The organism is Roseateles sp. DAIF2 (assembly GCF_015624425.1).
In the GTDB taxonomy this organism is placed as follows: Bacteria; Pseudomonadota; Gammaproteobacteria; order Burkholderiales; family Burkholderiaceae_C; genus Kinneretia.
This window is the reverse complement of record NZ_CP049919.1, coordinates 2124360-2149266: the sequence shown is the minus strand read 5'-3', so window position 1 is coordinate 2149266 and position 24907 is coordinate 2124360. Positions and strand designations below refer to the sequence as shown.

Below are 24907 nucleotides of genomic sequence, written 5' to 3'. Positions count from 1 at the left end.
CCGGGGGTCAGGTCGTGCGCCGCATCGCGGTGAAGGCCGCGAACTCCCAGGAGCGCAGGCCCAGCAGCAGGGTATAGCCGTCGCGCAGCTCCGGCGGGCGGCGCTGATCATCCTGGTGCAGGCGCGCCAGCTCGGCGGCCAGCTGCTGGATCTTGTTCACCAGCGCCTGGGCGCTCGGGTCGGTCAGCCGGCCATGCACGCACAGCAGGGTCTCGCCGACGCCGTCGAAGCGGCCGGAGAAATAGTCGTCCACCACATGCTGGCGCATCAGCTGCTGCACCGGCCCGTCGGGCAGCCAGCGGAAGGCCCGCGAGACGCGCATGCGATAGCGGTTCAGCGGCCGCAGCTCGATCAGCGCCAGCCGGTCCAGCTTGACCAGGCAGCCGACGCATTCGGCCTCGCTGATCGCATAGGTCTCGATGATCTGCTCGAAGGTCCAATGTCCCAGGCAGCAGATCGCGACCATCAAGAGCTTCGGGTCGGCCACCAGCGCGCGCTCCTGCGCCAGGGTCAGCTTGTCGGTGCAGGGCGTCGAATCGGCGGCCTGGCGCAGCACCTCCTCCAGCCCGACGCCGATCGCCTTGCAGACATCGGTCAGGCGCGACAGGGTCATGTCGCCCTGCGAGAACATGCGCTTGATGCTGGACTCGCTCAGGCCGATGCGCTCGCCGAGTTCCTTGTAGGTCAGATCCGCCGCTCGCATCTCGCTGCGCAACACGCGAAGCAGCAATTCCGGACTGCTCATTGCCCCTCCCTGATAGGCGCCGGTAGCGCGAATCGCTACACGAAGGTTCGAACTATGCCACCTGCGACGCGGCGCTGGCATTAAGGCAGGGGCCCGCTGACACTGCGCCCCGTCGTCGGCCAAGTCGGGCCGGGATCACCTGAAGTCAAGGAGAGAAGAATCATGTTCGCCAAGCTGTCCATCCATCGAGTTTCCTTCGTCGCACTGGCCGCCCTGCTCGCCGCCGGCACCGCCTCGGCCCAGCCGAAATCGGACCTTCTCAGCAACGTCTACGCCGGCGCCAACCTGGGTCTGTACAACAAGTACGACCTGCGTTGTGACAACGGCGTGAAATGCGACAAGACCGCATCCGCCGGCGGCAAGGTCTATGCCGGCTATATGTTCGACGAGCGCTACGGCGTCGAGGCCGTCGGCTTCGGCATGAAGAGCGGCGTCGGCAGCATCAAGAACAAGGACAACAGCTACAGCCCCGGTTCCGTGAACCTGCGCGGCATCGGCCTGACCGGCGTGCTGGCCTTCGGCGAAGGCCCGTTCACCTTCAAGGGCCGCCTGGGCGCCGCCTACACCAAGGGCAAGTCCTACTCCGCCGCCACCGGCCGCAGCGAGAGCAAGTCCAGCCTGCAGCCGCTGATCGGCGCCGGCGTCAGCTACGCCTTCAGCAAGGAAATCTCGCTGAACGCCGACTGGGACCGCATCTCCGGCAAGTACAACGGCGGCAACGCCAAGACCAACGCCGACATGCTGTCGGTCGGCGTCAGCTACAAGTTCTGAAGACCCCTGTCCTCGGCCCTTCGGGGCCCTTTACACGCCTCGCTCACGCGAGGCGTTTTTTCTTGTGCGGCCGAACGCGGGGCCTCACCCATGCTTCGATTTTCTCGATGCATTGCGGCCAGAAAATCTGTTGGTCGGCATGACCTCCGACACCTAGTCTGGGCATGTGGGCGAGGCAATCCGCCGCGCTCACGCGAGGTCCGGCGCGCTCGCATCGGAGATGGCGCCGGACGCAACCAGGAGGCATGGACATGGCCAAGCTCCTTCTGCCCTACGACGGCTCCGCGCCGGCGCTGCCGGCCCTGCGCGAGGCGATCGCCGAGTTCCGCCGCGACCCGGCACTGCAGATCCATCTGCTGAACGTGCAGCCGCCGTTCTCCGAGCACATCGCGCGCCACCTGAGCCAGGAGGCGCGCCTGGAGTTCCACCGCGAGCATGCCCGGGAGGCGCTGGCACCGGCGCTGCGGCTGCTCGATGCGGCAGACATCCCCTACAGCCTGCACATCGAGGTCGGCGACCGGGTTGAGCGCATCGTCGATCTCGCCCAGCGCCTGCGCTGCGACCGCATCCTGCTGGCGACCTCGCGCAAGAGCCCGCTGCTGCGCGCCCTCGAGAACTCGCTGACGAGCCGGCTGATCGAGCGCGCGCCGGTGCCGGTGGAGGTGGTCGCGGGCGCGCCGGCCAGCGTGCTGGAGCGCGTCGGCGTGCCGGCCGGCGTCTGCGCCGGGCTGACCCTGCTGTGGGTAGCCGGCACATGACGGGCATCGACTCCTTCGCCACCGCCCCGATGTGGGCGGGCTTCATTGCCTTCGTGCTCGCGATGCTCGCGCTGGACCTGTTCGTGCTGGGCGGCAACAAGGCGCATCGCGTCTCGGTCAAGGAGGCGGGTTGCTGGGTCGCCGCCTGGGTGTCGATGGCACTGGCCTTCGCCGGCCTGCTGTGGTGGCATCTGGACGGCAGCGCGGGCCGGGAGCTGGCCGACCGCAAGGCGCTCGAGTTCATCACCGGCTATCTGATCGAGCAGTCGCTGTCGGTCGACAACATGTTCGTCTTCGTGATGATCTTCAAGTACTTCGCGGTGCCGCCGGAGCTGCAGCGGCGCGTGCTGCTGTACGGCGTGCTGGGCGCGATCATCATGCGCGCGGCGATGATCCTGGCCGGCGTCTGGCTGGTGCAGCAGTTCGCCTGGATCCTCTACCTTTTCGGCGCCTTCCTGATGGCGACCGGGATCAAGATGCTGATCTTCGCCGAGCACCAACCCGACCTGGCGCAGAACCCGCTGCTGCGCTGGCTGCGCCGGCATATGCGGATCACGCCGGGCTTCCATGGCGACAAGTTCTCGGTGCGCCTGGATGGCGTGCGCTGGGTCACGCCGATGTTCCTGGTGCTGGTGATGATCGAGGCCAGCGACCTGGTCTTCGCGGTGGACAGCATCCCGGCCATCTTCGCGGTGACGACCGACCCCTTCATCGTCTTCACCTCCAACATCTTCGCGATCATGGGGCTGCGCGCGCTCTACTTCCTGCTCGCCGACATGTCGGAGCGCTTTCACCTGCTCAAGTACGGCTTGGCGCTGGTGCTGGTCTTCATCGGCGCGAAGATGCTGGCCGCGCCCTGGTTCCACCTCACCGTGCAATGGTCGCTCGCCATCGTCGGCGCGGTGATCCTCGCCTCGGTGCTGCTCAGCCTGCGGCGCGGCGGGGCCGCACCGCGTTAATGGCGCGTGACGACGATCGGCGCTCCCTTGGTGACGATCAGGGTGTGCTCGAACTGGGCCGACAGATTGCCCTTGACGCCGGACAGGGTCCAGCCGTCGGCCTGCTCCTCGACCTGCGTGCTCTTGGTCGACAGGAAGGGTTCGATCGTGATCACCATGCCGTCCCTCAGCACGCGGGTGTCGCGCGGGTCGTAGTAGCCGGTGATGTACTCGGGATCCTCGTGCAGCGAGCGGCCGACGCCATGGCTGCACAGGTTCTCGATGATCTTGAAGCGATGCGACCTGGCGACGCGCTCGATCGCATGGCCGATGCGGTTCAGGCGCGCACCGTCGCGCACCTCCAGCAGGGCCTGCTCCAGCGCATAGCGCGCGGCGAACACCAGCTGGGTCTTGGTCGGCGTCGTCGGCGGCACGATGCGGGTGCCGCCGGTATCGGCGTAATAGCCGCCCAGCTCGGCCGACACGTCCACATTGACCACATCGCCCTTGGCGATCACCCGCTCGCCCGGGATGCCATGCGCGGCCTGCTCGTTGATGCTGATGCAGGTGGCACCGGGGAAGTTGTAGCTGGTGGCCGGCGCCGATTTCGCGCCGAGCTCGGCCAGCCAGCGCGCGCCCATCTCGTCGAGCTCGCGCGTCGTCATGCCGGGGCGGATCGCGTCCAGCATGCGGTTCAGCACCGTGGACACGGCCTGGCCGGCGGCCTTCAGGCCGGCGATATCGGCTGCGCTTTCGATCGTCATCTGCTACTCCCTGCGTGATTCATCGGCTCGTCAACAAACGTTCGGCCAGCGCGAAATCCGCCGGCCAGGTCACCTTGAAATTCTCCAGCGGCGCTTCCACCAGCAGCGGCTGATGGCCCAGGGCCTCGACCGCGCTGGCCTCGTCGGTCACGCCTTCGGTGCCGGCCGCCAGCGCCGGTTGCAGCAGGCCGAGGCGGAACATCTGCGGCGTTTGCGCGGCCCATTTGCCGGCGCGGTCCACCGTCGCCATCACCCGGCCATGGCTGCCCTGCTTCAGGGTGTCGGCCACCGGCAGCGCCAGCAGGCCGCCCACCTCGTCCTCGGCGCAGGCCTCGATCAGCCGCGTCACCCATTCGGGCCGCAGCAGGCAGCGCGCCGCATCATGCACCAGTACCCAGTCATGCGGCTGGGCGCCACGCGCCTGCAGCTCGCGCAGGCCCGCGGCCACGCTGTCGGCGCGCGTCGCACCGCCGCTGCGCGCCACCCAGCCGGCATCGAAGCCCGGCACCGCCATCTCGAACTGCTCATCCTCCGGCGACAGCACCACCAGGGTGCCGGCAAGACCTGGCACCGCGGCGAGCGCCTCCAGCGTATGCGCCAGCATCGCCCGGCCGGCCAGCGGCACATACTGCTTGGGAACCGCGGCGCCGGAACGCGCGCCGACGCCGGCGGCCGGCACCAGCGCATAGCAGCGCGGCTCCAGGCCTGTTGCATAACTCGTCATGCGGGCATTCTCGCCTACATCAGGCAATAGTCGACGGGCTTGAGCGGCGCGGGCACGTCCGGGTCGCCCAGCGCCTGGCGCAGGTCGATCTCGATCGTGCGGCAGATCGCGTCCAGCGGCAGGTCGTTGGGCAGCAGGCCGAAGGGCTCCTCGATCTCGTCGCCGACGGCGTCCAGGCCGAAGAAGGTGTAGGCGACGATCGCGACCACGAAGGGCGTCAGATAGCCGATCGAGTCGACCAGGCCGAAGGGCAGCAGGAAGCAGTAGAGATACGCGGTGCGGTGCAGCAGCAGGGTGTAGGGAAAGGGCAAGGGCGAGCTCTTGATGCGTTCGCAGGCCGCGGCGGCCGCGGTCATCGCCGACAGGGTGTTGTCGATCGTCGCGGTCAGCACGCTGTCGATGCGGCCCTCGCGGCGGCACTGCGCCAGATCGGCGCCCATCTGCAGCATCAGCGCCGCCGAGGGGTTGGCCGCCGGGGTCAGGGCTTGCCAGTCGGCCGGGCGCAGCAGCGCGCGCACCTCGCCGGCCGCGTCCGCGGTGCCGCGCAGCTGGTGCTTCAGCGCCTGGCAGAAGGCCACCGCGCGCAGCACCATGCGCACCCGCACGTCGTCCAGCTCGCGCGGGCCGGCCGGCGGCGCGGGCATCTCGATCAGGCTCAGCACCTGGCGCGACAGGCTGCGGCCGCGCAGCAGCAGATCACCCCAGAGCTTGCGCGCCTCCCAGTAGCGGTCATAACAGGCGCTGTTGCGAAAGCCCAGGAAGATCGCCAACGGCAGGCCCATCAGGGTGAAGGGGATGGTCGTGACCGTGATCTTCTGGTGGAACAGCGGCGCGCCATGGGTCCAGGTCACCAGCACCGCCAGCCCGATATTGGCCAGCAGGGTCCAGCGGATCTGCTTCAGGATCGAGCCGCGCAGCAGGAAGAACAGCCGCAGGCCCGAGGGACGCTCGCGCAGGATCACGGCAGCATGCGTCCCTGGCGCAGGTAGCGGCTGTGCCAAGACAGCGCCTCATCCAGCAGATGCGGTGTGTGCTTGCCAGGCGCATCGCGGCAGGCGCGCCCGAAATAGTCGAGCAGCAGCGGCCGGTAGTCCGGATGCGCGCAGCGCTCGATCAGCAACCGCGCGCGCTCCTTCGGCGAGAGGCCGCGCAAATCCGCCAGGCCCTGTTCGGTGACGACGATCTGCACGTCATGCTCGGTATGGTCCACATGCGAGGCCATCGGCACGATGCAGGAGATCCTGCCGTCCTTGGCGGTCGAGGGCGTCATGAATATCGACAGATAGGCATTGCGCGCGAAGTCGCCCGAGCCGCCGATGCCGTTCATGATGCTGGAGCCCATCACATGGGTGGAATTGACGTTGCCGTAGATGTCCACCTCGATCATCGCATTCATCGCGATCAGGCCCAGGCGGCGGATGATCTCCGGATGGTTGCTGATCTCCTGCGGGCGCAGCACGATGCGCTCGCGGAAGAAGTCGATCTCGCGCTCGAAACGCTCCCAGGCCGCCGGGCTCAGCGACAGCGCGGTGGCCGAGGCGCTGGCCAACTTGCCGCTGGCCAGCATGTCCAGCATGCCGTCCTGCAGGACCTCGGTGTAGGCCTGCAGCCGCTCGAAAGGCCCGGCGTTCAGCCCCGCCAGCACCGCATTGGCGATATTGCCAACGCCCGATTGCAGCGGCAGCAGCTCCGGCGTCAGCCGACCGCGCTTCACCTCCTGCTGCAGGAACTCGATGATGTGGCCGGCGATCGCGTTCGAGACCGCGTCCGGCCCGGCGAACTTGGAGTTGCGGTCACCCTGCGCGGTCTCGACCACCGCGATCACCTTGCCCGGGTCGCAATGCAGATAGGGTTCGCCGATGCGCTGCTCGGGCCGGGTCATCGGGATCGGCACGCGCTGCGGTGGCAGCTGGGTGCCGTAGTAGATGTCGTGCATGCCGGCCAGGCCCTCGGGCATGCGGCCGTTGACCTCAAGGATGATCTTGTCGGCCTGGTCCAGCCAGGTCTTGTTGTTGCCGATCGAGGTCGAGGGGATCAGGCGCCCGTCCGGCAGGATGCCGGCCACCTCGATCACCGCCACGTCCAGCTTGCCGAAGAAGCCGAACCAGACATATTGGGCCACATGGCTCAGGTGGATGTCGGTGTACTCCATCTCGCCGGCATTGATGCGGGCGCGGCCGGTCGGGTCCGACTGGTAGGGCATGCGCAGCTCGACGGCGTTGACCTTGGCCAGCGCACCGTCCAGCTCGAGCGCGGTGGAGGCGCCGGTCCACAGCCCGATGCGAAAGGCCTGGCCCTGCTCATGCGCCCGTGCGATGCGTGCGGCCAGCGCCTGTGGCACCGCCTTCGGGTAGCCGGCGCCGGTGAAGCCGCTCATGCCCACATGGGCGCCGGCGGGAATCAGCGCCGCGGCCTCTTCGGCCGACATCAGGCGCCGGCGCAGCCCCTCATGTTGAATACGGGAGGACGCTGCGTTCGACATGGTCGGTGACTCCTGGACAATGGCGTGGCCTGAAAATAGGGCCTGCTAACACCCTGGCAGCAGGTCGCGAAGGCTCGCCCCAAGGGGCCAATCTAGGCGCAGCGCGCCGCCCGCACTCGCGTGCGGGCCAGCGTTGCAACGACGAGTGGCCCCTTGGGGTGGGCCTTCCCGAAGGGTTGTGACCAGAAAGACCGCATGCGGCGTTGCAAATCCTCGCCGGGTGTTCAAACCCGGCTGCGGTTTGCGCCTTGCCTGTGGCCTTTCTGGTCACAACGCGGCCTGCTGCCAGGGTGTTAGCAGGCCCTCTCGCCGGGCAGCATAAATCAAACCTAGGGTTAACACCGATAATTCGGTGCACTGCTCGCCCTTCCCATGCGCATCCACGATCTCCAGCAACGCATCGCCGCCCTCGGCGCCAATCCCGCCCACACGCAGCGCGTGCTGCGCCACTGGGTGCAGGCGATCCCGCTGGACCGTGGCCGGCGCGCGCTCGAGCATTACCTGCCGCTGGCGCTGCGCGAGGCCCTGCCCGCGCTGATGGCCGAGCTGGCGGGCCTGGCGCGGCTGCGCAGCGAGCATCCCGGCGAGGACGGCTCGGCGCGGCTGCTGGTGGACCTGGCCGATGGCCAGATGGTCGAGAGCGTGCTGCTGCCGCGCGACGGTCTGTGCGTCTCCAGCCAGCTCGGCTGCGCGGTCGGCTGCACCTTCTGCATGACCGGGCGCGGCGGCCTGCTGCGCCAGCTGACCAGCGGCGAGATCGTCGCCCAGGTGGCGCTGGCGCGCAGCCTGCGGCCGGTCAAGAAGGTGGTATTTATGGGCATGGGCGAGCCCTCGCACAACCTGGACAACGTGCTGGAGGCGATCGAGCTGCTCGGCACGGTGGGCAATATCGGCCACAAGAACCTGGTGTTCTCCACCGTCGGCGATCCGCGCGCCTTCGAGCGCCTCGGGGCAGGCCCGGTCAAACCGGCCTTGGCGCTGTCGCTGCACACCAGCAAGCCACAGCTGCGCGAGGCCCTGCTGCCGCGCGCGCCGCGGCTGACGCCGGCCGAGATCGTCGAGGCCGGCGAGCGCTATGCGCGCGCCAGCGGCTATCCGATCCAGTACCAATGGACCCTGCTGGACGGCATCAACGACGGCGAGGACGAGCTGGACGGCATCGTCGCGCTGCTCAAGGGCAAGTACGGCGTGCTGAACATGATCCCCTACAACAGCGTGCCGGAGCTGCCCTATGTGCGCCCCAGCTGGGACAAGGCGCGCGAGATCGCGCGCCGCCTGCACCAGCGCGGCGTGCTGACCAAGCTGCGCGATTCGGCCGGCCAGGACGTCGACGGCGGCTGCGGACAGTTGCGCGCGCGCGCCGAAGGGGCGCTCAAGCGCAAGATCCCGCTGCGCCCGGTGGCCGCGGACCGATAAAATCGCCGCCCACTCATCCAGAACAACCACGGCGCCCCGGCGCCGCGACCCGATGTCCCACGCCAACGACGACAGCCTGAACAAGCCCCACAACTTCCTGCGCGCCATCATCGAGCGCGATCTCGAAGGCCAGGGGCAGATGCAGGGCGAGCGCCGCTTCGCGGGCAGCCCCGGCGACGCGGCCCACCATGGCGCCGGCCCGCTGGATCCGGCCAGGATCCGCACCCGCTTCCCGCCCGAGCCGAACGGCTATCTGCACATCGGCCATGCCAAGAGCATCTGCCTGAACTTCGGCCTGGCGCGCGACTACGGCGGCGTCTGCCACCTGCGCTTCGACGACACCAACCCGGAGAAGGAAGAGCAGGAATACGTCGACGCGATCCAGGAGATGGTGGCCTGGCTGGGCTGGAGCTGGGATGCCGAGGCCGCCGGCCAGACCACCTCGCACCTGTTCTTCGCCAGCAACTACTTCGACTTCATGTACCGCGCGGCCGAGCACCTGATCTCGGCCGGCGATGCCTATGTCGACGAGCAGACGCCCGAGGAGATGCGCGCGAATCGCGGCGATTTCACGACGCCCGGCAAGAACAGCCCCTTCCGCGACCGCAGCCCCGAAGAGAACCTGGCGCGTTTCCGCGAGATGCGCGACGGCAAGCATCCGGACGGCGCGATGGTGCTGCGCGCCAAGATCGACATGGCCGCGCCCAACATCAATCTGCGCGACCCGACCCTCTACCGCATCCGCCGCGCCACCCACCACAACACCGGCGACAAATGGTGCATCTACCCGATGTACACCTATGCGCACCCGATCGAGGACGCGCTGGAGCGCATCACCCATTCGATCTGCACCCTGGAGTTCGAAGACCAGCGCCCCTTCTACGACTGGCTGCTGGAGCATCTGGCCGATGGCGGCCTCTTGGCCCGCCCGCTGCCGCATCAGTACGAGTTCGGCCGCCTGAACCTCAGCTATGTGGTCACCAGCAAGCGCAAGCTGCGCCAGCTGGTCGAGGAGCACCATGTCAGTGGCTGGGACGATCCCCGCATGCCCACCCTGGTCGGCATGCGCCGGCGCGGCTACACGCCCGAGAGCATCCGCGCGATGGTCGACGGCTCCGGCACCACCAAGGCCAACACCTGGCTGGACTACTCGGTGCTGGACGGCTGCCTGCGCGCCGACCTGGAGGGCAAGGCCGCCCGCGCCAGCGCGGTGCTGGACCCGCTGAAGCTCAAGCTGACCAACTACGCCGAGGTCTTCGGCAGCCTGGAGCATCGCGAGCCGCTGGGCGCGCCGGCGCACCCGCATGTGCCCGAGCTCGGCCAGCGCAGCTTCAGCTTCGGCCCCGAGCTGTGGGTCGAGCGCGACGACTTCATGGAGGTGCCGAGCAAGGGCTACCACCGCCTGTTCCCCGGCAACAAGACGCGCCTGAAGTACGGCTATGTGGTCGAGTGCACCGGCTGCGAGAAGGACGAGGCCGGCCAGATCACCGCGGTGCTGGCCCAGGTCGTGCCGGACACCAAGAGCGGCACGCCCGGCGCCGACGCGATCAAGGTCAAGGGCGTGATCACCTGGGTCGGCGCGCATGACGCGGTGGCCGCCGAGGTGCGCCTGTACGACCGCCTGTTCACCGTGCCGCAACCCGGCGCCGGCGAGGCCGACTTCCTCACCGAGATCAACCCGAACAGCTGCAAGGTGGTCCAGGCCTGGCTGGAGCCCTCACTGGCGAACCGGGCCGCGGGCACGCATTTCCAGTTCGAGCGCCACGGCTACTTCATCACCGACAACAAGGACCACAGCGCCGCCAAGCCGGTGTTCAACAAGGTCACCGGGCTGAAGGACGGCTGGGGCAAGTAAGAGAGAGCCCGGCGTGAGGAAGGGATGGCCACAGGCCATCCTCAGTCATCGGTCTCGCGCAGCTCCGGCGTCGCGTATTCGCGGCCGACCACCGCGCGCGCGAACAGGTAATTGTCCAGCGCGCGCTCGCTCAGCAGATCCATCTGCACATGGCCCTGCGCATCGCAGGGGAAGGCCAGGGCCTTGCCGGCGTCGAACAGCGACTGGAAGCGCAGCTCGAAGTGGCGGTTGATCGCGGACGACGACAGCAGCGGGGCGGGGATGGTGTTCATGGCGCGGCTCCTGAAAGCTCTGATCCGAGCCTAGGTGCCTGCGCGCGCGGCGCACGTGAATAGTACGCAAACCCGCCGGCACCCTCCCCCTCTTTGGGGAAAGGGGCTGCATTAGTTCACGCCGGCGGGCCGGCTCAGCCCAGCTCGACCAGGTCCGCCATGCGCCGCACCTTGACCTTGCGGCCCTTCAGCTTGCCGTTGGACAGGCGCTTCACCACCTCGCGCGCCAGCTCGCGCTTCACCGCCACATAGCTGTGGAAATCGGTGATGTTGATCTTGCCGATGTCGGCCGACTCGAAGCCGGCCTCGCCGGTCAGCGCGCCCAGGATGTCGCCGGGGCGGATCTTGTCCTTGCGCCCGCCCAGGATCTGCAGGGTGTCCATCGCCGGCTGCAGGGGCGCGCCGCCCTCGGTCGGTGCCAGCTGGTCCAGCGCCTGCCACTGGAACTCGCGGCCCAGCAGCTGCTCGATGCGGCCGACCCGGCCCATCTCGTCCAGGCTGGCCAGGCTCAAGGCCAGGCCTTGCGCGCCGGCGCGGCCGGTGCGGCCGATGCGGTGCACATGGGCCTCGGCATCCTGGCTCATGTCGACATTGATCACGCATTCCAGCTGAGCGATGTCCAGGCCGCGCGCCGCCACATCGGTGGCCACCAGCACCGAGCAGCTGCCGTTGGCGAACTGGATCAGCACCTGGTCGCGCTCGCGCTGCTCCAGGTCGCCATGCAGCGCCAGCGCGACGAAGCCCTGAGCCAGCAGCACATCGACCAGGTCGCGGCATTGCTGCTTGGTGTTGCAGAACGCGATCGTGCGCGCCGGGCGGAAATGCAGCAGCAGGCTCGACACCGCATGCAGGCGCTGCGCTTCCGCGATCTCGAAGGCCAGCTGGCGGATCTGCGCCGGGGCCTGCGCGGCCTGGCCCGATCCGCCGCTGCCGCCGGCCTGCACCTTGACCTCGGCCGGCTCGCGCATGAACTGGCGGGCCAGCTCGGCGATGCCCTCGGGATAGGTGGCCGAGAACAGCAGGGTCTGGCGGTCCTTCGGGCATTGCTTGGCGACCTTGACGATGTCGTCCAGGAAGCCCATGTCCAGCATGCGATCCGCCTCGTCCAGCACCAGGGTGTTCAGCGCGCCCAGCTGCAGGGTGCCGCGGTCCAGATGGTCCATCAGCCGGCCCGGCGTGCCGACCGCGATATGGGCACCATAGGCCAGGCTCTCGGCCTGCGGCCGCATCGGCGAGCCGCCGCACAGCGTCAGCACCTTGATGTTGTCGGCCGCGCGCGCCAGGCGGCGGATCTCCTGCGTCACCTGGTCGGCCAGCTCGCGGGTCGGGCACAGCACCAGGGCCTGCACCTCCATGCGCGTCGCATCCAGCCGGTGCAGCAGCGACAGCGCGAAGGCCGCGGTCTTGCCGCTGCCGGTCTGGGCCTGGGCGATCAGGTCGCGGCCGGCCAGCGCCAGCGGCAGGCTGGCGGCCTGGATCGGCGTCATCTGGGCATAGCCGAGCTGCTCCAGGTTGGCCAACACCGCTGCGCTCAGCGGCAGCTCGGAGAAGGGACGGACGGCAGGGGAGGAATTCTTGTCGGGTACGGCGCTCATCGCCTGATTATCCGCCCCCACCCTGACGGGCCGCGCGTGCACCAGAACAACCCCGCGCCGCCCAGCAGCAGCAGGCCCGTCAGCAAGGCGGCGATATGCTCCAGCAGCCGCGCCGTCGGCAGCCGGTCCGCCACCAGGCCGGTCAGCACGATGGACAGCAGGAAGGCCGAGGCCGTCGCGGTATCCAGCAGCGCCACCATGCGCGCGCAATAGTCCACCGGCACCGTCTGGTACAGGCGCAGCAGGCTCAGCGACAGCACCAGCCCCTCGGCCAGGCCCAGCACCGCGGCGAACAGCAGGGCCCAGGCCATCCGGTCCACCTGGGACAGGCCCCAGACGCAGGCGCACATCAGCACCAGGCTCGCCAGCATCAGCGCGCCGAAGCGCCGGCCGGCGGCAGGCCAGACCGACAGCAGCAGCCCGCCCAGCATGCCCAGACCATAAGCGCCGAACAGCTGCCCCACCTCGGCCGAGGCCCGGCCCAGCACTTGCGACACATAGGACAGGGCCAGGATCTCGAAGCTGCCCAGCGCGCAGGTGACCAGCACGCTGGCCGCCAGCGGCACCGCCAGCCCCGGGCCGAAGCGCTGCAGCGCCTCGCGCAGCTCGGCCCACAGCCCCGGCTGCGGCGCGCCCGGCTCGGCCGGCGCGCCGCCCAGCCCCGGCAGGCGCAGGCAGCAGCCCGCGGCGCACAGCAGCAGCGCGCCGATCGTCGCCACCACCAGATCGTTGCCATCGGCGCCGGCCAGGAGGCCGGCCAGCACCGTGCCGGCGGCCATGCCGCCCATGCGCACGCCCATCACCAGCGCATTGGCGCGCGCGATCGGCGCCTCGCCCAGCAGGCGCGGCAGCAGCGCGCTGGCCGCCGGCACGAAGAAGCGGTTGCAGGCCGCGCCCAGCGCCGCCAGCAGCCACAGCGCATGCAGCTGCCCGCGCACCACCTCCAGCCACAGCAGGCCGGTCAGCAGCACGCGCAGGGCGCAACTCCAGAACAGCACCCGCTTCAGCCGCGCCCGGTCCACCACCGCGCCGGCCCAGGGGCCCAGCAGCAGCATCGGCACCAGCTCGCACAGCACCAGCAGCATGATGTCGAAGGCCGAGCTGGTCAGGCGGAACACCAGGATCTGCAGGAACACCAGCAGCATCCAGTCCGCCACCGAGATCAGGCCCTGCAGCAGCACCAGGACAGCCAGCGGGCCGCGCGGGCCGAGGGTCGCGCTCATGGGGCTTCCGGCGCCGCCGCGGGCGAGGGCTGGCTGTCGGCCAGCACGAAGCGCAGCAACAGCGGGCGCAGCAGCGCGCCCAGCCAGCGCGGCCGGGTCTCGATCCAGCCGTACTGCGGCAGCATCTCGCAGCCGGCGTCCTGCTTGCTCTGCACGTTCGAGATGCCGAAGTTGATGCGCCGCAGCCGCGGGCGGCGCAGCGCGTAGCGCACGATCTCGTAGCCCATCACCCGGTGCACCGGCAGGCGCGCGCAGCGCTCGAGGTCCACGCCGCAATAGGTCGACTCCAGGGTGTCGCCCAGCGCGAAGCACAGGTCGAAGGCGACGATCTCTCCATCCAGATTGCGCAGCAGCAGCCACACCGCATGCGGCAGGCCCGCCATCTGCATGAAGAACTCCTCGCTGAGATAGAGCTGGTCCGGCGAGCGGTGCTTGTCGTAGAGCTGCAGCCACAGCCGGTGCAGATGGCGCGCCTCCTCCGGTGTCGGCCCGACGCCCTCCTCGCGCAGCTCCAGCTCGAAGCCGGCCTTCTCGACCGCGCGCAGGTCGCGCCGCAGCGACTTGCGCCGGGGCCGCGAGGCCAGATAGGCCTCGAAGTCCGGCCAGCGCAGGGTCAGCCAGGCGCAGTCGTACAGGCGCAGCAGGCCGGGCAGGCGGCCGAAGTCCGCGCAGGGCAGGTCCCGGCCGACAAACAGGCGCACGCCCAGCTCGCCGGCGCGGCCGCGCAGCGCCTCCAGCAGCGCGCGCGCCAGGCCCTCGCCGGTCTTGGCCGGCTCCGGCATCAGCGGCAGGCCGATGTTCAGCGGCGAGCCGGTGCTCATCACCCGCAGGCTCAGGCCCAGCGGCAGGCGCACCCGCCAGATCGCCGCCAGCATCAGGCCGACCACCTCGCCGGCCTCGCGCGCCACCGCGTAGACGAAGCGGCAGTCGAGCCGGCTGGCCTCCAGCGCCTGCATATAGTCGTAGCGGAAATACTGCTGCGGCGTGATCCAGGCCTGCCAGACCTGCGGCCCGATGCCGGCCACCGAGTCGTGCAACTCGATGGCCAGCCCCGGCGCCGCCTCGCGCGCGGGCCGCGGCGGCGCGGCGATCAGCTCCAGGCTAGACAAGGACCGGCTCCAGGCTCGAAGCCGACTCCTGGTCCGCGGCCGGGGTCTGCGGCACGTCGCGCAGCTGGCCGCCCAGGCAGGTGGCGAAGCGCTCGATGTCCTGGTCGGTATGGCCGCGATGCATGATCAGGCGCACCAGGGCCTGGTTCGGCTTGACCGCCGGATAGCGGAAGATCGGCACGCAGAAGCCCTCGCTCTCGAGCGCCACCCGCGCCTGCTCGGCACGCGCGTCGTTGCCGATCATCACCGAGGTGATGTAGGAGGGATGCGGGTTCAGGCGCAGGCCCTCCTTCAGCAGACGCTGGCGCAGCTGCTGGCAGCGCAGCAGGTAGTCGTCCATGATGCGCGGCTCGTCGAGCAGGCGCTGGATGATGTCGGCCGCGGCATCGGCTGTCGGCGGCTGGATCGCGGCGGTGAAGATCGAGGTGCCGCTCAGCACCTCGAAGGCATCGATGTAGTCGGCCTTGGCGCTGATCGCGCCGCCCTCCAGACCCACCGCCTTGGACAGCGACACCATGATGAAGTCGGCACGGCGCAGCTGGCTGAACTCGGCATGGAAGGGGCGGTGCTCGGGTCCGTAGACCATGAAGCCGTTGGCATCGTCGATGTAGCTGAGCGCGCCGAAGCGTTCGCAGACATCGAGGATGGGGCCGATCGGCGCGACGCTGCCGTCCGACGAATACAGGCTCTCGAACACCACCACGACCTTCTTGCCGGCCAGGCCGCCCAGCACCCGCTCCAGGTCCGCCACATTGTTGTGCTTGAAGGCCAGCAGCTGCTCGCCGAACTTCAGGTGCGCGGCCGCCTTCCACAGGCTCCAATGGCAATCGCGGTCGAACACCAGCACCGTGTCGCGGTTGTCGATGCCGCTGTTGGGCGAGAAGGCGAAGCGCGCGGTGATCGCGTTGATGAAGCCGATATTGGCCAGCATGCCGGAGGCGAAGCTGAGCGTCTTCTCCTTGCCATGGTGCAGGCTCAGCAGGCGCTCCAGCCGGTCATGCGGCTCGCAGACCCCCTGGGTGGCGCGCGATCCGCCGGTCGACAGGCCATAGGCCCGTACCGAATCGCAGAACGCCTCCAGCACCTGCGGGTCCTGCTGCCAGCCCAGGTAGTTGATGCCGGAGAAGTTGATGTAAGGCTGCCCCTCTCGGCTGATGCGCGGCCCGGACATGCCCTGCATCAGCACCGGCGGACGCAGGAAACCCTCGTTGACCGAGGCCTCGACGAACTGCTTGAAACCCCAACGGTCTTCATGGTTCTGACTTGCGTGACTCATTGATTTACTCCCTGTCTTAGGTCTAGAACGAATAGTTGATGCCGGCCAGCCCGGTCAGGCCGTGACGGCGTTGCACGATCGGGCTGCGGCCCGCATCGCCCACCAGTTGCAGCCCCTGCAGCGAGAGCAGGGCCGACCAGGGCCTGGCGAAGCGGTACTCCCAGCTCAGGCTGTAGCCATAGGCATAGAGGCCGCGCTTCGGGGCGTGCGGAGCGAATCCGCTGGCGGCGCTCTGCGCCGCGCTCACGCCGAAATAGGTCTGGACATAGTCGCGCTCGCCAAAGCGCGCATCCAGCTCGTACCAGAAGTCATGCTCGGCGCTGTTCCACAGCCCGCCCTGCAGGGCCAGCCGCGCGCGGTCGCCGCGCTCGCGCCGGCCCAGCGCCCATTCGCCCTCGGCCAGCACCGACAGCCAGGGCGCGAACTCGTAGCCCAGCTCGGTCGTCAGCACCGCCGTGCCGCGGATGTCACCCATGCCGCGCAGGCGCTCCGAGCCGGGCCGCCAGCTGGTCTTGCGCTGCAGGCGGCCGAGATCGACGAACAGGGCCTGGCCGAAGAACAGGCCCGAGCTGAACTGCCGCCTGTAGCCGAGGCCGCGGGCACTGTCAAGAAACCAAATGCCATGTTGAGCCAGCAGCAGGGGCAAAACCTGACCCCGGGTGTCGTCCGAACCGACGTAACTCGGTGTACTTGCCACGGCCGCGCCGGCCGACAGTTTCAGCCCCGGCACCCCGAGCGCCCCGTCCTGCTGGGCCTGTGCGACACCGCACAGGCCCAGCCACATGGCCGCCATCACGGCGCCCCCTAACTTCACGGCGTTCCAGCGCTTCGATCCCAACTCCGTCCCCTGTTGAATGAAACATCAAGTGCCCGCCTAGGGCCTTTCGGCCCGGCGCGGGCTTGTGATGTAAATTGCCCGCCACTGCGCCCATCAATCAATTCCTATTCACAAGCGCAGTACCGCCATGCTCATGGCGACCCATCAAGCAATCCGCAAGAACTCATCAAGAGTTGATGAAGGCAGGGAGAGGGATGCATCAGGGAAGAATCCTGGTCGTCGAGGACGACCGACCCAGCGCCGAGGTGCTCGAGGCCTATCTGCAGCGCGAGGGTTATGTGACCCAGCAGGCCAGCGATGGCGTCGAGGCGCTGGAGCAGTACGCGCGCTGGCAGCCCGACCTGGTGCTGCTCGATCTGATGCTGCCGGGCCTGCGCGGCAGCGAGGTGATGCGCGCGATCCGGCACCGCGCCAACACGCCGCTGATCATGGTCAGCGCGGTCAATAAGGAGACCGAGCGCATCGACGCCCTGCTCTACGGCGCCGATGACTATGTGGTGAAGCCCTACCACCCCGGCGAGGTGGTGGCGCGCGTGCATGCGGTGCTGCGCCGCAGCCGCGAGCGCGGCCACCAGCAGCAGGCCGCGCGCCTGCGCCACAAGGGCATCGTGCTCGACCAGCAGGCCGCGCAGGCCTATGTCGAGGCGGCCGACGGCCAACTGACCCCGCTGGAGCTGACCCGCACCGAGCACAACCTGCTGAGCCGGCTGCTGCTGGCGCCCGGCAAGGTGTTCGCGCGCGCCGAGCTGCTGGCCGCCTGCCAGCCCGACAGCGACGCGCTGGAGCGCGTGGTCGACGCCCATGTCTACAACCTGCGCCGCAAGCTGGAGCAGGCCGGTGTGGCGGGCGTGCTGGTGACGGTGCGCGGCATCGGCTACCGCCTCGGCAACGCGTCCTGAATATGACGACGGCGACTGCCGGGGGAAGCCGTCGCCATGCGGCGGTCAAGCTGTGGCGCTGGATCAGCCTGCGCATGATCTCGCTGGCGCTCGCCGCGCTGCTGCTGGTCAGCGGCGGCATGTGGTATCGCCATGCCTGGTGGGACGCCAAGCTGCGCGCCGCCATCCCCGAGCCGGTGCGCCTGGAGCTGCAGGCGCTGGAGGAGGATCCGGGCAGCAACCGCCAGCGCCTGCGCCAGATCTATGGCGAGTACCTCTACGGCGAGTACTTCAGCAAGGAGGTGATACGCGCCGACCTGCTGTTCTTCGCCGGCCTGATCCTGGTCGCGCTGCCGATGATCATCGCCGGCGGCCTGTGGGTGTCGCTGCGCCTGTCGCGCCAGCTCGGCGTGGTGGCCGAGGCCGCCGGCGAGATCGCGCGCGGCCGTTTTTCCTCGCGCGCCCAGCTGGTGCCGAACATTCCCAGCGCGCTGCAACACCTGACCCTGGACTTCAACCGCATGGCGGCCCAGCTGGAGCGCTACGAGCGCGAGCTGCAGGAATCCAGCGCCGTGATCGCGCATGAGCTGCGCACGCCGCTGACGGCCGCCAAGGGCCGGCTGCAGGGCCTGATCGACGGCGTGTTCGGCTGCGACGCCGGCAATCTGGCGCTGATCATGCGCCAGCTCGACCAGCTCAACCACCTGGTCGACGATGTCTACCTGCTCTCGATGGCCGGCGCCGGCCAGCTGGCGCTCAAGCCCAGCCGCTTCCCGCTGCGCCTGCTGCTGGAGGAGCGCATCGCCTGGGTGCTGCCGGCGCTGAGGGAGCATGGCATGGAGATCAGCCTGCAGCTCGACGGCGCGCTGCGCATCAGCGCCGACCGCGACCGCCTGGGCCAGGTGATCTCGATCCTGATCGACAACGCGATGCGCTATGCCAGCACCGGCGGCAGCCTGGTGCTGCGCGCCTGGCTGCAGGAGGACGACCTGGTGCTGGTGGCCGACGACCGGGGGCCGGGTTTTGCCCCCGAGCATCTGGACCGCGTCAGCGACCGCTTCTGGCGCGCCGAGCATTCGCGCTCGCGCCATGCCGGCGGCGCCGGCCTGGGCCTGGCGATCGCCGCGGCGATCTGCACCACCCATGGCGGCCAGCTCTCGGCCCACAACCGCAGCGAGGGCGGCGCCCGGCTGCGCATCTGCCTGCCCGGACAGACGCTGTCCGATCCCGAGCTCTTATAGCGTCCGCCGCCCGTCCGGACAGTGTCCGCGGACAGCCTCCGGCCCGGGCGCTGCCGGCCCGCACCCTTGATTTCATTGGGAAATTCCGTGCGACGCGGGCAGGCACGAGGCTTGCAAACAAGCGGGGCATGATCCGCGACACCTCTGCCCAAGACCGCCCCCTGCCGACCCAGCGCCGCCGCCGGATGCTGATGCTGGCGATCCCGGCCGCGCTGCTGCTGGCCGCTGGCGCCACCTGGCCCACCCTGCAGCGCATGGCCACGACCGGCGCCGGCGCCTCGGTCAGCGCCGCGCGGCTGACGATCGCCCAGGTCGAACTGGGCCTGCTGGTGCGCGACATCGCCGGCGAGGGCCGGGTGGTCGCGGCCAACAGCCCGACCCTGTTCGCGCCGCAGGCCGGCGCCCTGACCCTGCAGGTGCGCGCCGGCGATGCGGTCAAGCGAGGCCAGCTGCTGGCCCGCATCGACAGCCCCGAGCTGACGGCGCGGCTGGCCCAGGAGCAGAGCCAGCTCGACGCGCTGCGCACCGAGCTGCTGCGCGCCGAGGTCGATGCGCGCCAGCAGCGCTCGGCCCTGCAGAGCACCTGGGAGAACGCCCGCATCGACCAGCAGACCGCGCAGAACGGCCTGGCGCGCCAGACCAAGGCCTTCGAGGCCGGCGCCACCGCCGGCATGCAGGTCGAGCAGGCGCGCGACGCGCTGGAGAAGGCTCGCATCGCGCTGAGCCATGCCGAGGCCGGCCTGAACCTGAAGGAAGACAGCCTGAAGTTCGACGTGCAGGCCAAGCGCCAGGCGCTGGAGCGCCAGGGCCTGCTGGTCAAGGACCTGCAGCGCCAGCTGGCCGAGCTGGAGGTGCGCTCGCCGGCCGATGGCCAGGTGGGCCAGCTCTTCGTCGCCGAGCGCGCCCAGGTGGCCCGCGATGCGCAGCTGCTGACCGTGATCGACCTCAGCGCGCTGGAGGTGCAGATGCAGGTGGCCGAAGGTTTCGCGCGCGAGCTGGCGGTCGGCATGCCCGGCCAGATCAGCGGCAACGGCCTGAGCTGGCCAGGCCGGGTCAGCTCGATCTCGCCCGAGGTGGTCAATGGCGAGGTCGCCGCGCGTCTGCGTTTCGATGGCGCAGACAAGCAGCCCGAACAACTGCGCCAGAACCAGCGCCTGTCGGTGCGCGTGCTGCTGGACCGGCGCGAGCAGGTGCTGAGCATCGCGCGCGGCCGCTTCGTCGAGGAGAGCGGTGGCGCCTTTGCCTATGTGCTGCGCGAGAACGACACGGTGGCCGAGAAGACGCCGGTGCGCCTGGGCGCGCGCGGCCTCGACAAGGTCGAGATCCTGTCCGGCCTGAAGCCGGGCGAGCGCGTCGTCGTCACCGGCAGCGATGCCTTCCAGGGCGCCGCGCGCGTCACCATTGCCAACTGAGGAGAACCAAGATGCTGAAGATGAGCGGCCTGGCCAAGGTCTACCGCACCGAGATGGTCGAGACCTATGCGCTGCGCGAATTCAACCTGAATGTGCGCGAGGGCGAGTTCGTCGCCGTCACCGGCCCCTCGGGCTCGGGCAAGACCACCTTCCTGACCATCGCCGGCCTGCTGGAATCGGCCAGCAGCGGCCGCTATGAGCTGGACGGCGTCGACGTCAGCCGACTCGGCGACAACGAGCGCTCGCGCCTGCGCAACGAGAAGATCGGCTTCATCTTCCAGGCCTTCAACCTGATCGCCGACCTGAACGTCGCCGACAACATCGAGGTGCCGCTGCGCTACCGCGGCTTCGGCGCCACCGAGCGCAGGAAGCGTGTCGGCGCGGCGCTGGAGCGCGTCGGCCTGGCCGCGCGCGCCGCCCATTACCCGGCCGAGCTGTCGGGCGGCCAGCAGCAGCGCGTCGCGATCGCGCGCGCGCTGGCCGGCGGCCCGCGCCTGCTGCTGGCCGACGAGCCGACCGGCAACCTCGACAGCCAGATGGCGCGCAGCGTGATGGAGCTGCTGGAGGAGCTGCATCGCGAGGGCGCCACCATCGTGATGGTGACCCATGACCCGCAGCTGGCCGCGCGCGCGCAGCGCCATGTGCATGTGATCGACGGCCAGGTCGTCGATGTCGGCGCCGACAACGCCGCCGCCACGCCGGATTCCAATCGCCACCACAAGCACCACGATGCCCAAGTCCCTGCCTGAGCTCCTGCTGGCCCTGGCCTGCACGGCCGGCCTCAGCCTGCCCGCCGTGGCAGACGACCTGTTGCAGGTCTACGAGCAGGCCCGCGCCGGCGACCCGGTGCTGGCCGCGGCCGCGGCCACGCGCGGCGCGGCGCGCGAGGGTGCCGTCGCCGCGCGCGGCGCGCTGCTGCCGCAATGGTCGCTGCAGGCCCAGTACAAGCAGGCGCAGAACGGCCCCGAGGCCCGTTCGCGCGAACTGAGCAGCCGCGTCAGCCAGGTCCTGCTGGATCTGGCGCGCCTGGCCCAATGGCGCTCGGCCGAGGCCCGCTCCGAGGGCCAGGCCGCGCTGCTGCAGGCCGCGCGCCAGGATCTGGTGCTGCGCGTCGCCAGCGCCTACTTCGGCGTGCTGGGCGCCACCGACCAGCTGGCCACCGTGCAGGCCAACGAGGACGCCTTCGCGCGCCAGGTGCGCCAGGCCGAATCGCGCTTCGACGCCGGCCTTGGCGCGCAGGTGGACATCGAGCAGGCCCGCACCTACCACGCGCTGGCCCGCGCCAACACCGCGGCCGCGCGCCGCAGCCTGCTCGGCGCCCGCGAGGCCCTGGCCGAGATCACCGGCGCGATGCCCGGCACGCTGAAGCCGCTGGGCGAGGCCCTGCCGGCCGAGCCGCCCGCGCCGGCGGACCGCCAGGCCTGGGTCGAGACGGCGCTGCGCGACAACCCCGCGCTGCGGGCCGAGCGCCTGGCCCTGGCCGCCAGCGAGCAGAGCCTGGCCGGCGCGCGCGCGGCCCACCTGCCGACCCTGAGCCTCGGCCTGGACAGCGGCCGCCTGACGCAATGGCCGCAGGCCACGGCCGCGGGCAACGGCCGCACCGACACCACGCTCGGCCTGAACCTCACGGTGCCGCTGTTCGCCGGCGGCGCCACCGAGGCGCAGCGCCGCCAGGCCGCCCACCAGCGCGATGGCGCGCGCGAGACGCTGGAGCAGCGCCGCCGCCAGGTGGCACGCGAGACGCTGGAGCAGTTCGACGCGGTCGTCACCGGCCTGGCCCAGATCGAGGCCACCCGCGCCGCGGTGGCGGCCTCGGCCAAGGCCCTGGCCGCCACCCAGACCGGCCAGGAGCTGGGCACCCGCAGCATGACCGATCTGCTGCTGGCGATCCAGAACCAGGCCGCCGCGCAGAGCGCCTATTCCCAGGCGCGCCACCAGTACGTGCTGGCCAGGCTGCAGCTGCAGCAGGCCGCCGGCCATGCCGACGACGAGCAACTCGCCGCGATCAACGCGCTCTTGCGCTAGGAGCCCTTCCCGATGTTTGCCTACTACCTCGATCTCGCGCTGCGCAGCTTCAGGCGCAGCCCTGCCCTGACCCTCCTGATGGTGATCGCGATCGGCCTCGGCGTCGGTGCCTGCATGACCACCCTGACCGTGTTCCGCGTGCTGGCCGGCGACCCGATCCCTGGCAAGAGCCACCGGCTCTTCAATGTGCAGCTGGATGCCGAGGGCCTGCGCAGCCACACGCCCGGCGAGGAGCCCGGGCTGCAGCTGACCCGCTTCGACGCCGAGGCCCTGCTGCGCGAGGCGCGCGGCGTGCGCCAGGTGATGATGAGCGGCGCCGATGTGGCGCTGGACCCGGCCGGTTCGGGCGCGCCCGACATGGCGCCGTTCTTCGCGCGCGGCCGCTGGGCCAGCAGCGAGTTCTTCGCGATGTTCGAGGCGCCCTTCCTGCATGGCCGGGGCTGGAGCGCCGAGGACGATCGCGACCAGGCCCGCGTCGCGGTGATCACGCGCGAGCTCAGCGAGCGGCTGTTCGGCAGCAGCGCGAGCCTCGGCAAGACCCTGCGCGTCGGCAACAAGGACCTGACCATCGTCGGCGTGCTCGCCAGCTGGCGCCCCGCCCCCCATTACTTCGACCTGACCCTGGGCGCCTACAGCAAGCCGGCCGAGGTCTATGCGCCCTTCCAGACCGCGATGGCGCTGCGCCTCCCGGTCTCGGGCAATACCAACTGCTGGGGCAACAACCTCATCAACGACCCGCGCGAGCTGGGCGCCTCCTGCGCCTGGATCCAGTACTGGGTCCAGCTCGACACGCCCGAGCAGCGCAGCGCCTATTTCGCGCATCTGAACCAGTACAGCGAGCAGCAGCGCGGCGCCGGCCGCTTCGAACGGCCCAGCAATGTGCGGCTGCGGCCGGTGATGGACTGGCTGATGGTGCGCAAGGCCGTGCCCAGCGACATCCGGCTGCAGCTCTGGCTGGCCTTCGGCTTCCTGCTGGTCTGCCTCACCAACACGGTGGGCCTGCTGCTGGCCAAATGCCTGCGCCGCTCCGGCGAGATCGGCGTGCGCCGCGCCCTGGGCGCCTCCAAGCGCGCGATCTTCTGCCAGTTCCTGGTCGAGGCCGGCTTGCTTGGCCTGGTCGGCGGCCTGCTGGGCCTGCTGCTGACCTGGGTCGGTCTGGCCGCGGTGCGGCTGGACCCGACGCCCTATGCCCAGCTCGCGCGGCTGGATCCGACGATGCTGGGCGTCACCCTGGCCGTCGCGATCGTCGCCAGCCTGATCGCCGGCCTGCTGCCGGCCTGGCGCGCCTGCCAGATCACCCCCGCAATCCAGCTGAAAGCCCAGTGATGATGGACATCCTGCCTATCCTCTCGACCCTGAAGCGCCACAAGACCGCGGCCGGCCTGATCGTGCTGCAGATCGCGCTGACCTGCGCGATCGTCTGCAACGCCCTGTTCCTGATCAGCGAGCGCCTACACCTGATCGGCGCGCCCACCGGCATGGCCGAGCGCGAGCTGCTGGTGATCGGCATGGCCGGCATCGTGCGCGCCGAGAACGCCGATGCGCAGACCCGCGCCGACCTGCAGGCGCTGCGCGGCCTGCCCGGCGTCAAGAGCGTGGCCCTGGTCAACCAGATTCCCTTCGGCACCAGCTCCCATGGCACCGGCCTGCGCACCAAGCCCGACCCCAACCAGCGCGACATCCGCGTCAGCAGCTACAACGCCGGCGAGGGCTGGCTTGAGACCCTGGGGCTGAAGCTGGTCGAGGGCCGCGACTTCGAGCCGGCCGAGTACGTCGACGCCTCGGTGGTGTTCAGCGACGGCGTCGAGCCCAAGGTGCCGGCCGTCATCATCAACCAGCACCTGGCCAAGCGCCTGGCCCCGGACGGCTCGGCGCTGGGGCGGCTGGTCTACCTCTATGGCCCGGACGCGCCGCAGCGGGTGGTCGGCGTGCTGGAGCGGCTGCCCTCGACCTACCCCCGGGACCGCGACGAATCGGATCTGAACGCGGTGATGCAGCCGATTCGCGGCAGCTACCGCGGCGGCAACTATGTGCTGCGGGTCGAGCCCGCGCAGCGCGATGCGGTGCTGAAGCAGGCCACCGAGACCCTGGTCAAGGGCAGCGTCGGCATCAAGCGGGTGGTGCGCCACCAGCGCAGCCTGGAGGAGATGCGCGATGGCTATTACCGCCAGGACCGCTTCATGGTCGGCCTGCTGCTGGCGGTCTGCCTCGCGATGCTGGTCGTCACCGCCTTCGGCATCGTCGGCCTGGCCAGCTTCTGGGTGCAGCAGCGCAGCCGCATGATCGGCACGCGCCGGGCCCTGGGCGCCACCCGGACCCAGATCCTGCGTTATTTCCAGACCGAGAACCTGCTGCTCTCCAGCATCGGCATCGGCCTGGGCATGCTGCTCGCCTATGCGATCAACGCGGTGCTGATGACGCAGTACGAGCTGCCACGCCTGCCGCTGGCCTATCTGCCGATCGGCGCGCTGGTGCTATGGGCCCTGGGTCAACTGGCGGTGCTGGCGCCGGCGCGCCGCGCCTCGAACCTGCCTCCCATGATGGTGATGCGCGGTCTGGCCTGAACGGCGCCGCCGCTCCAGTAC

General features: G+C 69.8%; 23 protein-coding genes. 12 read left to right on the top strand and 11 right to left on the bottom strand.

Annotated elements, in window-relative coordinates; all coding sequences use genetic code 11:
• Positions 1 to 7: 7 nt before the first annotated feature.
• Positions 8 to 745 carry a helix-turn-helix transcriptional regulator gene (locus G8A07_RS09970; RefSeq protein ID WP_195796857.1) on the bottom strand — a complete coding sequence of 246 codons (738 nt, stop codon included), beginning with the start codon at positions 743 to 745 and terminating at the stop codon, positions 8 to 10.
• A 162-nt stretch (positions 746 to 907) separates the two neighbouring features.
• On the opposite strand from G8A07_RS09970, the gene G8A07_RS09965 reads away from it, so the two are divergent.
• The 3 genes from G8A07_RS09965 to G8A07_RS09955 all read left to right on the top strand — a co-directional run bounded on the left by G8A07_RS09965 (position 908) and on the right by G8A07_RS09955 (position 3233).
• A complete protein-coding gene (locus G8A07_RS09965) occupies positions 908 to 1516 on the top strand; it encodes an outer membrane beta-barrel protein (RefSeq protein ID WP_195796856.1) in 609 nt (202 codons plus the stop codon).
• 251 nt (positions 1517 to 1767) lie between these two features.
• Positions 1768 to 2274, top strand: coding sequence for a universal stress protein (locus G8A07_RS09960; protein ID WP_195796855.1), 507 nt, complete (start codon positions 1768 to 1770; stop codon positions 2272 to 2274).
• Positions 2271 to 3233, top strand: a complete 963-nt coding sequence (locus G8A07_RS09955; RefSeq protein WP_195796854.1) for a TerC family protein — start codon at positions 2271 to 2273, stop codon at positions 3231 to 3233. The genes G8A07_RS09960 and G8A07_RS09955 overlap by 4 nt, the downstream gene beginning before the upstream one ends.
• On the opposite strand, the gene map is transcribed toward G8A07_RS09955, so the two are convergent.
• Genes map through G8A07_RS09935 form a run of 4 tightly spaced genes read right to left on the bottom strand, consistent with a single transcriptional unit; the run spans position 3230 to position 7182 of the window.
• The gene (gene map / locus G8A07_RS09950) at positions 3230 to 3976 is read right to left on the bottom strand and encodes a type I methionyl aminopeptidase (protein ID WP_195796853.1); all 747 of its coding nucleotides are present in this window, start codon (positions 3974 to 3976) and stop codon (positions 3230 to 3232) included. The genes G8A07_RS09955 and map overlap by 4 nt on opposite strands.
• 19 nt (positions 3977 to 3995) lie before the next feature.
• Positions 3996 to 4700, bottom strand: coding sequence for a 2-C-methyl-D-erythritol 4-phosphate cytidylyltransferase (gene ispD / locus G8A07_RS09945; protein WP_195796852.1), 705 nt, complete (start codon positions 4698 to 4700; stop codon positions 3996 to 3998).
• A gap of 14 nt (positions 4701 to 4714) precedes the next feature.
• Positions 4715 to 5662 (bottom strand): bestrophin family protein, encoded by a 948-nt coding sequence (locus G8A07_RS09940; RefSeq protein WP_195796851.1) that lies wholly within the window; start codon positions 5660 to 5662, stop codon positions 4715 to 4717.
• Positions 5659 to 7182, bottom strand: coding sequence for an acetyl-CoA hydrolase/transferase family protein (locus G8A07_RS09935; protein ID WP_195796850.1), 1524 nt, complete (start codon positions 7180 to 7182; stop codon positions 5659 to 5661). The genes G8A07_RS09940 and G8A07_RS09935 overlap by 4 nt, the downstream gene beginning before the upstream one ends.
• A gap of 372 nt (positions 7183 to 7554) precedes the next feature.
• On the opposite strand from G8A07_RS09935, the gene G8A07_RS09930 reads away from it, so the two are divergent.
• Positions 7555 to 8598 carry an RNA methyltransferase gene (locus G8A07_RS09930; protein WP_195796849.1) on the top strand — a complete coding sequence of 348 codons (1044 nt, stop codon included), beginning with the start codon at positions 7555 to 7557 and terminating at the stop codon, positions 8596 to 8598.
• Between the two features lie 52 nt (positions 8599 to 8650).
• Positions 8651 to 10453 carry a glutamine--tRNA ligase/YqeY domain fusion protein gene (locus tag G8A07_RS09925; protein WP_195796848.1) on the top strand — a complete coding sequence of 601 codons (1803 nt, stop codon included), beginning with the start codon at positions 8651 to 8653 and terminating at the stop codon, positions 10451 to 10453.
• A 41-nt stretch (positions 10454 to 10494) separates the two neighbouring features.
• On the opposite strand, the gene G8A07_RS09920 is transcribed toward G8A07_RS09925, so the two are convergent.
• The 6 genes from G8A07_RS09920 to G8A07_RS09895 form a co-directional block, all read right to left on the bottom strand.
• Entirely contained in the window at positions 10495 to 10725 is a 231-nt protein-coding gene (locus tag G8A07_RS09920) for a hypothetical protein (protein ID WP_195796847.1), read from the bottom strand.
• Positions 10726 to 10859: 134 nt separating this feature from the next.
• On the bottom strand, positions 10860 to 12320 hold the full coding sequence (dbpA, locus tag G8A07_RS09915) for an ATP-dependent RNA helicase DbpA (protein ID WP_195796846.1): 1461 nt from the start codon (positions 12318 to 12320) through the stop codon (positions 10860 to 10862).
• Positions 12317 to 13543 carry an MFS transporter gene (locus tag G8A07_RS09910; RefSeq protein ID WP_195796845.1) on the bottom strand — a complete coding sequence of 409 codons (1227 nt, stop codon included), beginning with the start codon at positions 13541 to 13543 and terminating at the stop codon, positions 12317 to 12319. The genes dbpA and G8A07_RS09910 overlap by 4 nt, the downstream gene beginning before the upstream one ends.
• On the bottom strand, positions 13540 to 14652 hold the full coding sequence (locus G8A07_RS09905) for a GNAT family N-acetyltransferase (RefSeq protein WP_195796844.1): 1113 nt from the start codon (positions 14650 to 14652) through the stop codon (positions 13540 to 13542). The genes G8A07_RS09910 and G8A07_RS09905 overlap by 4 nt, the downstream gene beginning before the upstream one ends.
• Positions 14645 to 15928, bottom strand: coding sequence for a pyridoxal phosphate-dependent aminotransferase family protein (locus G8A07_RS09900; RefSeq protein WP_195796843.1), 1284 nt, complete (start codon positions 15926 to 15928; stop codon positions 14645 to 14647). Before G8A07_RS09900 ends, G8A07_RS09905 begins: the two co-directional genes overlap by 8 nt.
• Before the next feature lie 22 nt (positions 15929 to 15950).
• Complete coding sequence (locus G8A07_RS09895; protein ID WP_195796842.1) at positions 15951 to 16721, bottom strand: MipA/OmpV family protein; 771 nt, start codon at positions 16719 to 16721, stop codon at positions 15951 to 15953.
• Positions 16722 to 16960: 239 nt separating this feature from the next.
• Between G8A07_RS09895 and G8A07_RS09890 the strand changes: the two genes are divergently transcribed.
• From G8A07_RS09890 to G8A07_RS09860, 7 genes are all read left to right on the top strand, one after another.
• A complete protein-coding gene (locus G8A07_RS09890; RefSeq protein WP_195796841.1) occupies positions 16961 to 17665 on the top strand; it encodes a response regulator transcription factor in 705 nt (234 codons plus the stop codon).
• Positions 17666 to 17667: 2 nt separating this feature from the next.
• Positions 17668 to 18885, top strand: coding sequence for a cell wall metabolism sensor histidine kinase WalK (locus G8A07_RS09885; protein WP_195796840.1), 1218 nt, complete (start codon positions 17668 to 17670; stop codon positions 18883 to 18885).
• 128 nt (positions 18886 to 19013) lie between these two features.
• A complete protein-coding gene (locus G8A07_RS09880; protein ID WP_195796839.1) occupies positions 19014 to 20297 on the top strand; it encodes an efflux RND transporter periplasmic adaptor subunit in 1284 nt (427 codons plus the stop codon).
• Between the two features lie 11 nt (positions 20298 to 20308).
• Positions 20309 to 21046 (top strand): ABC transporter ATP-binding protein, encoded by a 738-nt coding sequence (locus tag G8A07_RS09875; protein WP_195796838.1) that lies wholly within the window; start codon positions 20309 to 20311, stop codon positions 21044 to 21046.
• Entirely contained in the window at positions 21027 to 22322 is a 1296-nt protein-coding gene (locus G8A07_RS09870; RefSeq protein ID WP_195796837.1) for a TolC family outer membrane protein, read from the top strand. The genes G8A07_RS09875 and G8A07_RS09870 overlap by 20 nt, the downstream gene beginning before the upstream one ends.
• A 12-nt stretch (positions 22323 to 22334) precedes the next feature.
• On the top strand, positions 22335 to 23648 hold the full coding sequence (locus G8A07_RS09865) for an ABC transporter permease (RefSeq protein WP_195796836.1): 1314 nt from the start codon (positions 22335 to 22337) through the stop codon (positions 23646 to 23648).
• The gene (locus G8A07_RS09860; RefSeq protein WP_213086261.1) at positions 23648 to 24886 is read left to right on the top strand and encodes an ABC transporter permease; all 1239 of its coding nucleotides are present in this window, start codon (positions 23648 to 23650) and stop codon (positions 24884 to 24886) included. The genes G8A07_RS09865 and G8A07_RS09860 overlap by 1 nt, the downstream gene beginning before the upstream one ends.
• Positions 24887 to 24907: the final 21 nt, after the last annotated feature.

Coding starts and splice junctions, on each gene's coding strand:
- G8A07_RS09880 (WP_195796839.1), top strand. CDS start 19,014: ATGATCCGCGACACCTCTGCCCAAGACCGCCCCCTGCCGACCCAGCGC.
- G8A07_RS09860 (WP_213086261.1), top strand. CDS start 23,648: ATGATGGACATCCTGCCTATCCTCTCGACCCTGAAGCGCCACAAGACC.
- G8A07_RS09865 (WP_195796836.1), top strand. CDS start 22,335: ATGTTTGCCTACTACCTCGATCTCGCGCTGCGCAGCTTCAGGCGCAGC.
- G8A07_RS09900 (WP_195796843.1), bottom strand. CDS start 15,928: ATGAGTCACGCAAGTCAGAACCATGAAGACCGTTGGGGTTTCAAGCAG.
- dbpA (WP_195796846.1), bottom strand. CDS start 12,320: ATGAGCGCCGTACCCGACAAGAATTCCTCCCCTGCCGTCCGTCCCTTC.
- G8A07_RS09960 (WP_195796855.1), top strand. CDS start 1,768: ATGGCCAAGCTCCTTCTGCCCTACGACGGCTCCGCGCCGGCGCTGCCG.
- G8A07_RS09875 (WP_195796838.1), top strand. CDS start 20,309: ATGCTGAAGATGAGCGGCCTGGCCAAGGTCTACCGCACCGAGATGGTC.
- G8A07_RS09870 (WP_195796837.1), top strand. CDS start 21,027: ATGCCCAAGTCCCTGCCTGAGCTCCTGCTGGCCCTGGCCTGCACGGCC.
- ispD (WP_195796852.1), bottom strand. CDS start 4,700: ATGACGAGTTATGCAACAGGCCTGGAGCCGCGCTGCTATGCGCTGGTG.
- G8A07_RS09930 (WP_195796849.1), top strand. CDS start 7,555: ATGCGCATCCACGATCTCCAGCAACGCATCGCCGCCCTCGGCGCCAAT.
- G8A07_RS09935 (WP_195796850.1), bottom strand. CDS start 7,182: ATGTCGAACGCAGCGTCCTCCCGTATTCAACATGAGGGGCTGCGCCGG.
- G8A07_RS09970 (WP_195796857.1), bottom strand. CDS start 745: ATGAGCAGTCCGGAATTGCTGCTTCGCGTGTTGCGCAGCGAGATGCGA.
- G8A07_RS09920 (WP_195796847.1), bottom strand. CDS start 10,725: ATGAACACCATCCCCGCCCCGCTGCTGTCGTCGTCCGCGATCAACCGC.
- G8A07_RS09890 (WP_195796841.1), top strand. CDS start 16,961: ATGCATCAGGGAAGAATCCTGGTCGTCGAGGACGACCGACCCAGCGCC.
- G8A07_RS09965 (WP_195796856.1), top strand. CDS start 908: ATGTTCGCCAAGCTGTCCATCCATCGAGTTTCCTTCGTCGCACTGGCC.
- G8A07_RS09885 (WP_195796840.1), top strand. CDS start 17,668: ATGACGACGGCGACTGCCGGGGGAAGCCGTCGCCATGCGGCGGTCAAG.
- G8A07_RS09925 (WP_195796848.1), top strand. CDS start 8,651: ATGTCCCACGCCAACGACGACAGCCTGAACAAGCCCCACAACTTCCTG.
- G8A07_RS09955 (WP_195796854.1), top strand. CDS start 2,271: ATGACGGGCATCGACTCCTTCGCCACCGCCCCGATGTGGGCGGGCTTC.
- G8A07_RS09895 (WP_195796842.1), bottom strand. CDS start 16,721: ATGGCGGCCATGTGGCTGGGCCTGTGCGGTGTCGCACAGGCCCAGCAG.
- G8A07_RS09910 (WP_195796845.1), bottom strand. CDS start 13,543: ATGAGCGCGACCCTCGGCCCGCGCGGCCCGCTGGCTGTCCTGGTGCTG.
- map (WP_195796853.1), bottom strand. CDS start 3,976: ATGACGATCGAAAGCGCAGCCGATATCGCCGGCCTGAAGGCCGCCGGC.